At 50.5% G+C, this 14,226-nt stretch carries 11 protein-coding genes; 1 reads left to right on the forward strand and 10 read right to left on the reverse strand.

The genetic code is table 11. The annotated features are described in order from the left end of the window. Positions 1-155 precede the first annotated feature (155 nt). From GCU39_RS17050 to xylA, 9 genes are all read right to left on the reverse strand, one after another. Positions 156-1,574: an alpha-L-fucosidase gene (locus tag GCU39_RS17050; protein ID WP_152394614.1), complete on the reverse strand. Its 1,419-nt coding sequence runs from the start codon at positions 1,572-1,574 to the stop codon at positions 156-158. A gap of 150 nt (positions 1,575-1,724) precedes the next feature. Next, the gene (locus GCU39_RS17055; protein WP_152394615.1) at positions 1,725-3,224 is read right to left on the reverse strand and encodes a xylulokinase; all 1,500 of its coding nucleotides are present in this window, start codon (positions 3,222-3,224) and stop codon (positions 1,725-1,727) included. 4 nt (positions 3,225-3,228) lie between these two features. Further along, a complete protein-coding gene (trpA, locus tag GCU39_RS17060; RefSeq protein ID WP_193726520.1) occupies positions 3,229-4,053 on the reverse strand; it encodes a tryptophan synthase subunit alpha in 825 nt (274 codons plus the stop codon). Further along, positions 4,050-5,024: an ABC transporter permease gene (locus tag GCU39_RS17065; RefSeq protein WP_152394617.1), complete on the reverse strand. Its 975-nt coding sequence runs from the start codon at positions 5,022-5,024 to the stop codon at positions 4,050-4,052. The genes trpA and GCU39_RS17065 overlap by 4 nt, the downstream gene beginning before the upstream one ends. 60 nt (positions 5,025-5,084) lie before the next feature. Then, on the reverse strand, positions 5,085-6,581 hold the full coding sequence (locus GCU39_RS17070) for a sugar ABC transporter ATP-binding protein (RefSeq protein WP_193726521.1): 1,497 nt from the start codon (positions 6,579-6,581) through the stop codon (positions 5,085-5,087). A gap of 67 nt (positions 6,582-6,648) precedes the next feature. Next, positions 6,649-7,575, reverse strand: a complete 927-nt coding sequence (locus GCU39_RS17075; RefSeq protein ID WP_152394619.1) for a sugar ABC transporter substrate-binding protein — start codon at positions 7,573-7,575, stop codon at positions 6,649-6,651. 34 nt (positions 7,576-7,609) lie between these two features. Beyond that, positions 7,610-8,581 carry a sugar-binding transcriptional regulator gene (locus GCU39_RS17080; RefSeq protein ID WP_152394620.1) on the reverse strand — a complete coding sequence of 324 codons (972 nt, stop codon included), beginning with the start codon at positions 8,579-8,581 and terminating at the stop codon, positions 7,610-7,612. Between the two features lie 220 nt (positions 8,582-8,801). Further along, on the reverse strand, positions 8,802-10,295 hold the full coding sequence (xylB, locus tag GCU39_RS17085) for a xylulokinase (RefSeq protein ID WP_152394621.1): 1,494 nt from the start codon (positions 10,293-10,295) through the stop codon (positions 8,802-8,804). A 25-nt stretch (positions 10,296-10,320) separates the two neighbouring features. Next, the gene (gene xylA / locus GCU39_RS17090; RefSeq protein WP_152394622.1) at positions 10,321-11,634 is read right to left on the reverse strand and encodes a xylose isomerase; all 1,314 of its coding nucleotides are present in this window, start codon (positions 11,632-11,634) and stop codon (positions 10,321-10,323) included. A gap of 210 nt (positions 11,635-11,844) precedes the next feature. Here xylA and GCU39_RS17095 point away from each other — a divergent pair, with 210 nt between their 5' ends. Then, complete coding sequence (locus GCU39_RS17095; protein ID WP_152394623.1) at positions 11,845-12,987, forward strand: ROK family transcriptional regulator; 1,143 nt, start codon at positions 11,845-11,847, stop codon at positions 12,985-12,987. Between the two features lie 20 nt (positions 12,988-13,007). On the opposite strand, the gene GCU39_RS17100 is transcribed toward GCU39_RS17095, so the two are convergent. Continuing rightward, positions 13,008-13,634 (reverse strand): hypothetical protein, encoded by a 627-nt coding sequence (locus tag GCU39_RS17100; protein WP_152394624.1) that lies wholly within the window; start codon positions 13,632-13,634, stop codon positions 13,008-13,010. Between the last annotated feature and the right edge of the window lie 592 nt (positions 13,635-14,226).

Here is a 14,226-nt window from a genome sequence, read left to right on the forward strand (position 1 = left end):
AAATCGTATAAAATTATAGTTCTTTATACCTTTCTGGATTAGATGCGAATAAGCATTCATTCCCATAACAAAAAAGCATACAACCGTCATTTGGATGACAACGGTCGCATGCTGATGTGTTTTCTGAACTGGTTATAGTCGAATATGCAAGATTATTAACTCGAATAGACTTCAAAATTGGAGATGGTCGGGCACCATCTCGATCCGGTTATCGATAGCCGAATGTACCGGGATATCACGGCATCGAACCGGCAAATACGCTTATATCCGACCACCGTACCATCGAATAGTGGTTTCCAGGTTTCTCCGTCCATATACGCAAGAGTGAAGCGCTCGATTCGCTGTCCCGAACGAATATGTTCCTGAAGAACGACATGATCGAAAGTCGTCTCGCGCTGTAGATCAACATCGATCGTCGCTTGTTCCATGCCTTCTAGCGAACACCAGAATGTGCTCGGATTGCCGTCTATCATATGACCAGCGGCATGTCCTTCCATAGATGCAGAGGCTTGAATCCTAGCATTCGCTGCCAGATTATTACTGAACGTGTGACGAATCGCATTCCCTAATTCCGTCAAGCGCGCCACATCATTCTCGTGGAACAGCCCTCGGCGGTCTGGTGGAATATTCAGCAGAAACGTCGCATTGCCGCCGACAGACCCATAGTAGATATGCAGCAATTCTTCCAACGATCTAACCTTATCATCTTCCGAAGCATGATAGAACCATCCTGGCCTGATCGATGTGTTCACTTCAGCAGGATACCATACTAGCTCTCGTTCATGCGCAATGACCTCTCTGCTGCCTAAATCAGCGTCTTCTGAACTATATCTTCGTGCAAAGGAAGCGTCATCCACGTGCTGTGACTTCTCTTGGATTCGCTCATTATCGCGAAGGGATGCAGGTACGACGCTCCACTCCGATGTTCGGCAGTGACCAGCCTCATTACCGCACCACCGAATATCCGGACCACACACCGAAATGGACGCATTGGGCTGGAGTTCTCGGATTAGTGCATAATAGCTTTCCCAATCGTAGACTTGCCGTTTTCCGTTAGGTCCTTCGCCGCAGGCGCCATCGAACCAGACGCAGAAGATCTCCCCGTAATTCGTCAGCAGTTCCCGCAATTGATTGGTGAAATAGGCGTTATATGAAGGCGAATCCCCATAGGTTGGCTCATGCCGATCCCACGGTGATAAATAAATGCCAAATCGAATGCCGCCTTGACGGCAGGCTTCGGCTACTTCTTGTACGATGTCGCCTTTGCCGTCTTTCCATGGGCTATTTTTGACAGAATGTTCCGTGTATGCACTTGGCCATAAGCAAAACCCGTCGTGATGCTTACACGTGAGGATCAACCCCCTCATCCCCGCTGCCTTACACGCTTCCACCCATTGATTCGCATCAAATTGTTCCGGATTAAAAATCGATGGCTCCTCGTTCCCCATTCCCCATTCTTTATCTGTATACGTATTCACCGTAAAATGAACGAACGCATAAAATTCCATCTCCTGTACCGCCAATTGGCGATCCGATGGCTTAACTTGCGCAGCGTATTGAATCATATTGTGCATGTCGCTTCCTCCCGTCATATTTGCTTTTTGTTGCACTGGTTCTTATTTTAATGGCTCGGTATGAAAAGGATTTGTAGAAAAGTAAGCCGTTTTTGTACAAAAAAAACCGAACCCCTGAATCTTCAGAAGTCCGGTTAACGTTAATCCGTCTTAATATGTTATAAATAAGTCCTTCACGGAAGGGTAGATGTTCTTATACTGCTCGAATTTGCGTTGATAGTGTGCATGCAACGCGTCATCCGGCATATACACTTCGGCCGCGGCAGTCGATAAATACTGTTCCGCGAATGCGGTGTAGCTGTTCACCCAGCCGAGCTGGATAAATCCTCCGGAGGCTGCTCCAAGCGCAGGCAAGTATTGTGAGTCCTGCGGAACCCTTACCGGTACGCCGAACACATCCGCAATGATCTGGCACCATACCTGACTCTTCGTTCCGCCACCGATCAGGACAAGCGGCTTCTGCAGCGCGCTGCCGCCCAGCTGCTGCTGCACATGCTTCATCGCAAAGGCTACACCTTCGAGCACTGCGCAGCCCATCATCGCTTTCGTCGTTGCTTGCCTCAAACCAATGAAGCAGCCGGACGCCTGTTGATCTTGGATCGGCGACCGTTCCCCGTTCAGATACGGGAGGAAGAGCAGTGGATTCGCTAATCGATCCGTTGTCCGCACCGCTTCCTCAAAGGCTTGGTAAGCTTGTTGCGAACTAACCGCACCTTCGCCGAACGTTGCTACCGCCCATTGATGTGCGTTGCCGGCATTCAGCATCGGAGCTACAGCGATCAATACGCCTTCCGCTGCATGTGCTAGATGAAATACCCGACTTTCCGCTGGCAACTTCTGATGGGACGTCATACCAATCCAGCCTGTCGTCCCGACGTAACCATACATTTCACCGGCCGCTGTGACCCCTGCACCAATCGTCGTCGCCCCGGCATCGCCAATGCCGCACAGCACTGTCGTGCCCGCCCTGAACCCTGTGATACGCGCAGCCTCGGAATGCACTTCACCCGCGACCGCATCGGGTGCCAGAATCGGCGTCAGCTTCTCGCTATTCAGACCGAAACGCGACAACCAAGCTGATTCCCACGTCCGGGTATGAAGATTCATCATCCCTGCAGTCGCAGCTGATGTTGCGTCTGTCACCGCCTGACCTGTCAGATGATAGATCACGTAGTCCTTGGAGCTGATCAGGTACCAAGCTGTTTGGTCATCCTGTTCCGCTTCCTGCTCTTTGATCCACAGCAGTTTCGCAAGCGGCGATGTGCCATCCAACGCATTCCCCGTCACTTGGAAAATGCCCTCCGGGCTGAGCTCTTGATTCATTCGTTCTGCCTGATGCGCCGCTCGCCCATCCGAATATAAGATGGCAGGCCGTACCGGAGAACCGTCTGCCCGAATTGGAATAATATCCTGCATTTGCCCGCTAAAGGTGATGAGCTCAATATCGTCGGCACGGATGCCGCTGCTCCACCAAGCGTTCGCAATCGTACACACCGCATCCATCCATTGCGCCGGGTGCTGTTCGATCCATCCTCCATCTAAGAGCGTCTGCATCGGAACATCTTGCTCTTGATGCAGCTCCCCCTGCTTGTTGACCAACACACCCTTCGCGTTCGTCGTGCCGATATCAAAAGCTGCAATGTAGCCCATGATCTCACTCCTTCATATCTGCAAGCGTTGTGTTCTCTTTCATCTCCGAAATCAGCCGGTACAAATAATCCTGCTCGCCGGTCTCGCACCGTGCCACAAGCACCGAACCAACGACAGCCCCTTCGAACCCGCTAGCCACGACCGACCTTACGCGTTCACCGGACCGCAGACCGAATCCCGCGACGATCATCGCTGTCTTCGTGAATGTTCTAGCTCTCGCGTACAGATCGGCCAGATTCGTGCTGGAATTCGCCAGCGGGTTCCCTGTCGCGCCTGTATAGAGCTGGGCATAGAGAATGTTGAGCGCACTGCATACCCGCTTCATCTCCTCATCCGGAAGGGCGTCGTTTACGAATCCGACCACATCAACGCCGTGCGCTGCAACGGCAGACTGCAGCTTAATCTGATCTTCTATACTCGCGTCCGGAACGACCAAACCGTCGATCAGCCCTGCTTCAGCTAATCGCAGAGCAACCCCCTCTTCGATCAGCTCTTTCTTGTAGCCCATCGCCCAGATTGGCTCTTCCTGCTGCTGACGAAGACGTGTCATATAAGGCATCAGCCAGTCATGCCCTGCTTCTTCCTCGGCATGGGCTTGTACGCGTGCATGTCCCCGCTTAATGACAGCGCCGTCCATGTATGGATTCGCGCTAGGGATCCCGATCTCGAATATATCAATGCCCGCTGTTGCGGAATCTCTAACAATCTCCAAGGACTTCTCGACATCTGGATCTCCGGATACGAAATATCCAATCAATAATGCTTCTTGCAATTCTTCAATTCGCTGCCAGGCTTGTAAGTTTCTCGTGCTGTTAAAATGATTGTTCATCGCGAACCACGACCGAACTTCTGCATAATGACGGCCGCAATGACGATCAAGCCCGTAATGACGTCCTGCATAAATGTCGGTACTTGCATGATGGTCAGACCATTCGCGAGAATACCGATAATGGCAGCGCCCACGAAAGTACCCCAAATGTTAGGTACCCCCTCCTTGAACGACGTCATGCCAAGATATGCTGCTGCATACGCCTGCAGGAACAAGCCATTCCCTGCCGTAGGATGCGCGGATCCAAGACGGGAAGCCATGAGGACGCCTGTCAATGCCGCAAGGGCTGCACCAAGTGCGAAGGCTGCGTTCTTATTCCATTTCACGCGAAGTCCTGCAATGCGGGATGCCGACTCATTGCCGCCAATCGCATAGAGACGTCTACCGAATGCCGTCTGTGTCATCACATACCAGAACAGAATCGTGATGAGCAGCATGACGATGGAGAGTAACGGGATGCCAAGCAGAGACTTCTGACCAACCAACCGGAAGCTATCTGGGATATTCTCGAAGATTGTTGCCCCGCCGGTTAACCAGAAGGTAAAGCCGCCCAGAATCGTACTCATGGCAAGCGTCGTAATGAAGGACAATACGCGGAACTGCGTCACGATCCATCCATTAATGAAGCCTACGACAAGCGCGACTAGAACCGGTACGATGAATGCGACCCAAATCGGTCCGCCGCTCGCTGCGATTTTTGCTGCGATGACCCCGCCAAGGCTGGCAATCGCCCCAATCGATAGGTCGAATTCACTCACAGACATTACAATGGTTGCGCCAATCCCAATAATAACGAGGAAGGAAATTTGGCGGCTGATATTGATCGCATTATCCAGCGTCGCGAACGAATCCGGATTCAGTATGCTGAAAATAATCGCAATGATCACACCGGCAATCACGGTGCCATAGGATCGGAATATTTTGCCCCACTCGATTGAAGAAGAGCTTTTTGTCATTTTCGTAGTTTCCATGATCGGTCTTCCTTTCATCGATAAAATCCAAAGATCAAAAAGGTGACGTAAATTTTTGAATTACCGATTATAGCAAATTTGTAGTAGTTGTTCGGATGTGGCTTCATCTCCCGGCACTTCGGCCACGATGGAACCCTCCCGCAGCACGTAAATCCGATCGCACAAGTCCAATATTTCGTGAATATCCGAGGAGACATAGACCACCCCGCGCTTATCACGCGCTTGCTCACGGAGCAGCCGGTGAATTTCTTCACGCGTCATCACGTCGACGGCTTGTGTCGCTTCATCGCAGAGGAAGATCTCCGGATTGTTCATCAGCGCTTTAGCAAAGACGACTTTCTGCTGATTCCCTCCACTAAGCTCAGATACATTCTGCTCACTGGATGTTGCTTTGACATTCATGTGATCCATAAAACGCCGCACTTCACTCTTCTCGAACCGCTGCCGCACATAGACGCCTGAGGAGTAATGCTTCAGACGCGGCAGTGTCATGTTCTCGCGAATTGTCAGACTCATCACGAGACCTTCCGATCTGCGATCCTCAGGAATCAATACCATACCGTTCTCCAGCGCGTGCTGCGGTGAAGCAATTCGCTTCGATTGACCTGAGACCATCATGTCGCCGCTCTGAATCGACCGAACGCCATAGATGGCTTCGAGCAATTCCGTACGCCCTGCGCCTGCCAGACCGAAGATGCCTACAATTTCGCCACGGTGAACACGGAAGCTGGAATCTCTTACAGTTCCATCGACGGTAGATAAGTTCTTTACTTCAAGAAGTACAGGCTCATGCAATGCATTCGTGCGCGTCTGAGCCGTTGTTCCTTGATAGTCCGTATCCGTCATGTAAGAAATCACTTTCTTGATATCGGCTTCTTCCCGTGTCAACGTACCTGCCCACTTGCCGTTCCGGAATACGATAATTCGATCCGATAGACGGAAAATTTCCTCCATCCGGTGAGAGACATACAGAATCGCTGTTCCTTGGTCCGTCATGCGCTTAATCAAGCGGAATAATACTTCCGTCTCCTGATCGGTCAGCGAGGCTGTCGGTTCATCGAGAATTAACAGCTTGCAATCCTGCATCATAATGCGCATGAGCTCCAGCATTGTGCGCTCGGGTGGTGACATCTCCTCCGCCGTTTTCGTCAAGTCCAGCTCGATGCCAAGCTCTTTCTTCACAGCCTCGGCGCGTTCCTTCATCTGGTTCCACTTGATCCGAAGGCCGAATTTCAACTGTGGGAGCTCGAGTCCAAGATATAGATTCTCATATCCTGAGAATGAAGGGATTAAATGCCGCTCTTGATGGATGACATGAATGCCCAAACGATGCGCATCACGCGGTGAATGAATCGTAACGGCTTGTCCATTCCATGCGATGCGACCGCCATCCGGTGTATAGACACCTGTGATGATTTTGATGAAAGTCGATTTGCCTGCGCCGTTCTCCCCCACTAGACCTACAACTTCGCCTGGCGCAATCGAGAGGGAAATGTCCGAGAGGGCGTGATGCTGACCGAATTTCTTATCCAGTTGTTGAACTTCTAACAGTGACATCAGGGTCATCCTCCTGCCATGGAAGGAATAAAGCGGCTGGAGACCAGCCGCTCTACCTTCATTTGTGTTATCCTTGGTCTTTTGTAATTAAGCTTGCTGGTGCGTACAATTCTGTTCCTTCCACCGGCTTGCCTTGGAATACGAGATCAAGCTGTTGCGCTACGATCTCCGCCATGCCTGGGAAGTTCTGCTTCACGGTTGCAATGAGCGGGGAGCCTTTCTTAATCATCTCAATCGCCTGGCTGTTCCCGTCGATACCGATAACGACGATATCTTTACGACCAGATGCTTCGATCGCTTGCGCTGCACCGATTGCCGGCTCGTCCCATCCTGTCCATACCGCTGTGATTGAACCTGGCTCTTTGTTTGCGAGCAGCAAGCTCTCCATTTGTTTACGTGCGCTCTCAATTGGTCCTGGCACTTCCACTTGCATTTCTGTTACTTTCTTCACATCTGGATTCTCGCTAAGCATTTGGTCTAGGAAAAGCGTACGCTTCAGTACACCCGGATGCGCACGATACGTTAACGCAACCAAGTTCCCTTTTTTACCGATCGTATCGAACAAATGCGTTGTAATCATTTTTGACATTTCCGTATTATCGCTTGTCGCGTTCATTGTCATGCCATCGATATAACCGGAGTCACAGCCCAAGACTGGGATGTTCTTTTCTTTTGCAGACGCAATCTGTGCTTTCAATTGATTCGGGTCTGTACTTACGATGATAATGGCATCCGTCTTGCTCGCAATTACGTCCTCCATCCGGCTAGCTAATTGGCCTACATCGCCTTTCGTATCAATGACATTGGCTTTCCAGCCATGGTCAGCAGCTTGCTTCTTCAGTGCTTCTACCATCTCGTTCGTCGTTACGGATGATAGGAATGGCGTCATGATCGACACGCTTTTCTCGCCATCTTTGCTAGAATTTCCGCCTGAGCATGCTGCAAGACTAATGATGAAAATGATCGATAATAACACGGATACTGCCTTCTTCATTATTTTTCCCCCTAATCATTTCTCTTGATATGATCTATGTAACGGGATGTGCATGATGCCACTCGAGCACAGCCTTGGCCGTAGCCATATCTGTGACGAGCACATTAACCCATTTCCCTCGCAAGACAGAGCAAATGGCTGGGACTTTATCCATACCGCTCGCGGTTGCGATCACATTCGGTATACGCCGCAATGACTCCGCATTCATGCCGATCATTCGCTGTTCAGATGGATAGGTTATCACATGACCCTGCTCGTCTAGAAACGAAGTACAGATACCGCCGACCGCGCCCATAGACTTGATCTCATTCATTTCCTTCGTGCCAAAATACCCAAACTTCACAACAGAAGCCTCGTCGGTCACTTGACTGATCCCTACGACAGCCACATTTACCTGATCCCACATGTCCACGACCTTCGATATCTCCGGCTCATTTATAATCGTATCGCGCACTTCCTTGGACCCAACAACTGCGGGTGCATTGAGCTGCATATACTTTGCCTTCAACTTCTCTCCAATGACGCGTGCATTCGAATTCGCATGCCATGTTGCGCCTTCAGCACCCCAACCTCCGATCAACGGAACGATCTGCATATGCTTGCGGCTGAAATAATTCAGTTCCTTGCTGAGCTCCGAGACGGTTCTCCCTGCCATGATCCCAACGGTGTCATAGTCTTTCAGTACGGATTCAAGCAAAGCCGCGCCCGCTCTTGCAAGCTTCAAATCGATCAAATGCTGTTCTTCTTCCGGCATCTGAATAATGATGACATCATGGATTCCGAAGGTTTCGGCAATCACCCTCTCATACACCTGTTCCTCAGAGTACGGGTTGCGAATGGAAATCTGTACGATTCCTTGCGCTTTCGCAGCACTTAACATGCGACTGATCTGCGGTCTGGAAATTCCGAGTCTCTCCGCAATTTCTTGTTGGTTGAGACCATCCATGTAGTACAAATGGCTCACTTTGACGAGTAACCTCGTTCTTTCTTCTGCGATATCAGTCATGCTGAAAATTCCCCTTTCTGGCACAAATGTTCAAAATTGAAATATTGTTCGTATTTAATCTTATAGCGATTTCATATATTTGACAAGGGATTAATTGGCTTTCATTAGACAAAATCATACAAATTTCTTGTAAAAGCCACAAAATTCGAGTTCTGCAGTTTCACGACAAAAAGCCCTAATCCAGATGAAGCTGGATTAGAGCTTGAGGTATAGCAATTCGTTAGCGAAATGCGGCTAATGACTCAGACAAGCCGCTCGTCTGCTGATAGATTTGTTGATATAGTCGATACAATTGATCATACTTGGCGACATGATCCGGGACAGGCAGATAACGCAGAGCAGGTCTTAAGAACGCATCCGCACAGGCTTCCAGCGAGTCGAACCAGCCGCTGCCGTAAGCGGCGAGCATGGCTGCTCCCATCCCTGGACCTTGCTCGCTCGTCAACCTCACGATCTCGCAATTGAACACATCCGCTTGCATCTGCAGCCAGGCTTCATTTTTCGCCCCGCCGCCGATCGAGATCATCGAACCGATCTTCTTCCCTGCGTCGCGCAAAATATCAAGCGACTCTCTTAGCGAAAAGGTGATACCCTCTACCACAGCACGCGTAAAATGCTCCACGGTATGGGAGGCATCCATCCCAATGAACGAGCCCCGAATATTCGCATCCGGATGCGGTGTGCGCTCTCCTACAAGATAAGGCGTGAACAGCAAGCCTTTGGCCCCCACATCGACGGATGCCATACCTTGCAGCATCTCTGGGAACGACTGCGTCTTGCAGAACGTATCATGGTACCACTGCAAGGAATAGCCGGCCGCGAGTGTCACGCCCATCGCATAATAAGCATCCTGTTGCGCATGGTTGAAGAAATGAACCTTACCTGCCACATCCAGCGACTGATTCGCCTCATAGGCCAAGATCACACCGGACGTGCCGATCGAACACATCGCCTTCCCTTCAGACAGAATGCCGGCGCCAATCGCGCCGCAGGCATTATCTGCCCCCCCGGCATACACTTTGGTATGGACAGAGAGTCCCGTTGCGGCTGCAAAATCAGCCGTCACAGTCCCGACGCACGCATGGGATTCAACCAGCGGCGGGCATATCCGTTCCTCGATACCCACGGCGCTGCATATCGCAGAACTCCATCGTTTGTTCGCTACGTCTAAGAGCAGCGTACCTGCCGCATCCGAATACTCCTGCGCGATATGGCCTGTCATCCGGTAGCGAACATAATCCTTGGGCAACAAGAATACGTCCGCCTTCTTATAAAGATCAGGCTCATGCGCCTTTACCCACAGCAGCTTAGGCAGCGTGAAGCCTTCAAGCGCTGCATTGCGGGCCGTACCCAGCAGCAGCGGTCCTAACCGTTCCTCGATCCACCGGCATTCGGTTGTCGTGCGCGTATCATTCCACAGAATCGCGTTGCGCAGCACCCGATGATTCGCATCCAGCAGAACCAGGCCATGCATTTGACCTGAGAAGGATATGCCTTCAACGTCTTCAGCGCTTACCTGATCCAGGTCGAGCAGCTGCTTCATGACTGCGATTGTCCCATGCATCCAATCCTCCGGACGCTGTTCACTGTAGCCGGATTGTTCGTGATATAACGGGTAATTCGCACTCGCTTCATGGACTACCTGACCACTCTGATCGACGAGCAGAGCCTTGACGGCACTTGTGCCGAGGTCAACCCCGATTACGTATTTCATCGCCATCTCTCCTATGGTCTGCTTCTTACTCTGACAACAAATATTCGTTCACAACCGCCTTAATCCGCTCCTGACGACCCGACACATTTCGGATCGGATGGTTCTGGAATGCATAAACTTCAAGCGACTTCAACGTCGCCCTACCCGATGCAATCTCTGCACCAATCCCTACTTGGAAGGACCGATAACGACCCTCTACAACCTCTTCGAGCACACGGTCTTCGATCAATTTAGCGGCTACCTTCAAACCTTTCGCATAAGCATCCATTCCCGCAATATGAGCGAAGAACAGGTCTTCCTGATCGAAGGATGCACGACGAACCTTCGCATCGAAATTGACGCCGCCTCGGCCAATGCCGCCGTTCTTCAAGACTTCATACATCGTTAACGTCGTCTGCGTCAAATCTTGCGGGAACTCATCCGTATCCCAGCCGAGGAGCATATCTCCTTGGTTCGCATCGAGCGACCCCAACATGCCGTTGATACTGGCTACACGAATTTCATGTTCAAAGGTATGTCCTGCAAGTGTCGCATGATTCGCTTCTAAATTCAATTTGAAATGATCTTGCAAGCCGTAAGTGCGGAGGAAGTTCATCGTCGTCGCCGCGTCAAAATCATATTGATGCTTCGTCGGCTCCTTCGGCTTCGGCTCGATCAAGAATTGGGCGTCAAAGCCGATTTCCTTCGCATATTCGATCGCCATCCGATAGAGATGCGCCAGATTATCCAATTCCAGCTTCATATCCGTGTTGAGCAGCGTCTCGTATCCTTCGCGTCCGCCCCAGAATACATAGTTCTCCGCGCCTAGCTCTTTACCGATTTCAAGGCTTTTCTTCACCTGCGCTGCCGCATATGCGTATACATCCGCATTCGAGGTCGTCCCTGCACCGTGCACGAACCGCGGATTCGTGAACATGTTCTGCGTATTCCACAGCAATTTCACGCCTGAGTCCTTCATGAACTGCTTCATCATCGCAACAATGACATCAAGATTCTTATTCGTCTCTTGCAGCGTTGCGCCTTCCGGTGCAATATCCCGATCATGAAAAGCAAAGAACGGTACACCAAGCTTCGTGATAAATTCGAAAGAAGCTTCTGCTCGCGCTTTGGCAAGGTCAAGCCCCGTGTAACGGTCCCAATTCCGTACCATCGTTCCTGCTCCGAATGGATCTGTCCCATTGGCGGTGAACGTATGCCAGTACGCAACGGCGAAACGTAGATGCTCCTCCATCGTCTTGCCTGCAACCAATTCCTTCGGGTTGTAATGCTTAAATGCCAACGGGTTCTTCGAACCTCTGCCTTCATAAGCGATTTGGGAAATGCCTTCGAAATACGTCATGATCATATCCTCCATAGGGTAAGATAATTGCTTTATAGGTTCAGTATATATTCACACACTTAGTTTGTCTATCGGTTAAACTAAGTTATTTGATTTTCTCTTTTTTGTTGAAAAAAGTATGAACCTGTCGATTCGATACGTTGATATGTTATAGTAAGTAAATAAAATTAATCTATCGAATGTACGAACAGTAGCGACTCAGGAGGTAGCATGAAGACTACAGGTGATCAATTTCTTGTCAAAAAAATAAATAAATCCATCGTGCTCGATACAATCCGGGAGCACTCCCCTATTTCCCGCGCAGCCGTGTCCAAAATGACCGGACTAAATAAAGGGACCGTCTCGAGTCTAGTGCAAGAGCTAATAGACAATGGCCTTATTCTCGAGATTGGGATGGGAAAATCAAGCGGCGGCCGCAAGCCCGTCATGCTGTTGTTCCATGAGACAGCCGGCTATGCGATTGGCGTTGAGCTTGGCGTCACACGCGTTCGAACAATATTAACGAATCTAAATGGAGAGATGATCGAAGAAGATCAACTCCCCCTTCCGACGACAGACAGCGAGCGGGTCATCGAGGTGCTCTTCGCAGCGATCCAAGCGATGATCGAGCGAGCACCTTCCTCTCGCTATGGCGTTGTCGGCATTGGGATCGGCGTGCCTGGCATCGTCGATGAGAAGGGGCAAATTCTATTCGCGCCAAATCTGGCTTGGGAGCATGTCGATCTGCATACGCTCGTATCCGAACGATTCAAGCTCCCTGTCACAATCGATAATGAAGCGAATGCGGGCGCGGTTGGCGAGCTGCAGTACGGTGCTGGCCGCTCTGCAGCAAATATCGTATATGTCTCTGTCAGTGAAGGGATTGGGACGGGTATCATGATCGGTGGAGAACTCTTCCGCGGTGCCGCCGGCTTATCGGGTGAGATGGGACATATGACGATCGAGGCGAATGGGCGCAAATGCCGCTGCGGGAACAAAGGCTGCTGGGAACTTTATGCTTCGTCAAGCGCACATCCGGACTATGACTTTAAGACCTTGCTTCGCATGGCAACGGAAGGGGAAGCGGATGGCATCCGCGGATTCTATGACATCGGCGAATATCTCGGAATCGGCATCAGTACGATTATCAACACGTTTAATCCGGAACTCATCATCATCGGGAATCAAATCTCTCGAGCGGAACGTTATATCACAAGCGCGATTCAACAGACGGTGGCGGCACGCTCGCTCTCCTATCACCGCAAACAGACCACCATACGATTCGCACAACTGGAGACCCGCTCTACACTGCTCGGCGCTGCATATTATGCGATCTCAGGCTTCTTCTCGAAGGATCGTGCGACGTTGGTTTAACGTATCGAGCATACGAGAGGTTACTCCACCGAGATGACTTGGATATCGATGAGACTATCGTGACTATACGCAGCCCCCTTGACATCCGTGCCCTTAAACGTCGTGTCAAAAGTTGCTTGGGTGTGCGGCTCCACCTGGAGTTCAAAGGGATCGAAGGTTACCTCGCGCCATTCTGTATCGTGTGTGAGAGGTATGACCTTCATCCGTGTCGCTTGCCCATAGTTGTAAATCTTGAATTCTTGGGAGCGAATGGTCACATCACCCGCTTCATTACGTTCAATGTAAGCTCGTCGATCCTTCGTTACGACTTGGATGGTGCCTGTGTCCTTAGCATTGTAATGGGCGAGGTACATCACATGCTCCGTCACCCACGGTATCGCAGCAAACAACAGAATAACACCTATCAAAAGTCGGCTAAAGATCTTCGGATAGATGGTACGGTAACTGTTAACGACGCCGATGAATCCGATGAGCAGCACCATGAGTCCTATGCTATTGGGGATGTGCAGACCTTGCGTCCCTTCGGACCACGGCGACATCCCGAATGCTCGAAAAGTTAATTCACCAAACGATTGGTTCAGGTGATCTCTCGCGAGCCAGATGATCGAAATGATAAGCAGGAATAGAAAGACATGCCGCTTCTTCATCAGGGTACCTCCTCGTTCGAATGAAATGCAGGGAAAATCCCCCTTAGGTATAGCATAGCTTATTATCACAAATTTTCCCATACGATCCGTAAGTTGTTGCATCTATTGTCATCGTACTAGCGGCTAACGAACCCTAGATTCGCTATTTGCCCCAAAATAGGCATTTTGAAATTCTAACGAATCGGTGACACGTTATTCCTTACTTCTGAGCCTGTTTTCGCTCATTTCGAGCACAATAGCGTATCTCAGATTCGTTAGCTCGCCATATCGTTCATTTGGGAACGAATAGTGTGACTACGATTCGTTAGCACGTCTTTCACCCCTCTTCCCCTTGCACTCTTTGGCATGGGGATTTTTGCTTGCTAAGCTAAATGCTGAAGATACAGAGGCATGGGTGTATTCGATGCAGAGCGACAGCGTCCGCCTTTGTCATGAGGGAACATACCCTAACCGTTCAATTCAACGTTCCCTCATGACAACAGCGGCGAAATCGGATACACCCAGCCTCCCGAGCTACTTCAGCCGATACCCCTCCACCTGGCTTGCTCGCATCCCTCCCCGAATACAACAAAAATCCCCTTGCCAACAAGCA

The organism is Paenibacillus guangzhouensis (genome assembly GCF_009363075.1).
Lineage (GTDB): Bacteria > Bacillota > Bacilli > Paenibacillales > Paenibacillaceae > Paenibacillus_K > Paenibacillus_K guangzhouensis.

Coding starts and splice junctions, on each gene's coding strand:
- GCU39_RS17050 (WP_152394614.1), bottom strand. CDS start 1,574: ATGCACAATATGATTCAATACGCTGCGCAAGTTAAGCCATCGGATCGC.
- GCU39_RS17055 (WP_152394615.1), bottom strand. CDS start 3,224: ATGGGCTACATTGCAGCTTTTGATATCGGCACGACGAACGCGAAGGGT.
- trpA (WP_193726520.1), bottom strand. CDS start 4,053: ATGAACAATCATTTTAACAGCACGAGAAACTTACAAGCCTGGCAGCGA.
- GCU39_RS17065 (WP_152394617.1), bottom strand. CDS start 5,024: ATGGAAACTACGAAAATGACAAAAAGCTCTTCTTCAATCGAGTGGGGC.
- GCU39_RS17070 (WP_193726521.1), bottom strand. CDS start 6,581: ATGTCACTGTTAGAAGTTCAACAACTGGATAAGAAATTCGGTCAGCAT.
- GCU39_RS17075 (WP_152394619.1), bottom strand. CDS start 7,575: ATGAAGAAGGCAGTATCCGTGTTATTATCGATCATTTTCATCATTAGT.
- GCU39_RS17080 (WP_152394620.1), bottom strand. CDS start 8,581: ATGACTGATATCGCAGAAGAAAGAACGAGGTTACTCGTCAAAGTGAGC.
- xylB (WP_152394621.1), bottom strand. CDS start 10,295: ATGAAATACGTAATCGGGGTTGACCTCGGCACAAGTGCCGTCAAGGCT.
- xylA (WP_152394622.1), bottom strand. CDS start 11,634: ATGACGTATTTCGAAGGCATTTCCCAAATCGCTTATGAAGGCAGAGGT.
- GCU39_RS17095 (WP_152394623.1), top strand. CDS start 11,845: ATGAAGACTACAGGTGATCAATTTCTTGTCAAAAAAATAAATAAATCC.
- GCU39_RS17100 (WP_152394624.1), bottom strand. CDS start 13,634: ATGAAGAAGCGGCATGTCTTTCTATTCCTGCTTATCATTTCGATCATC.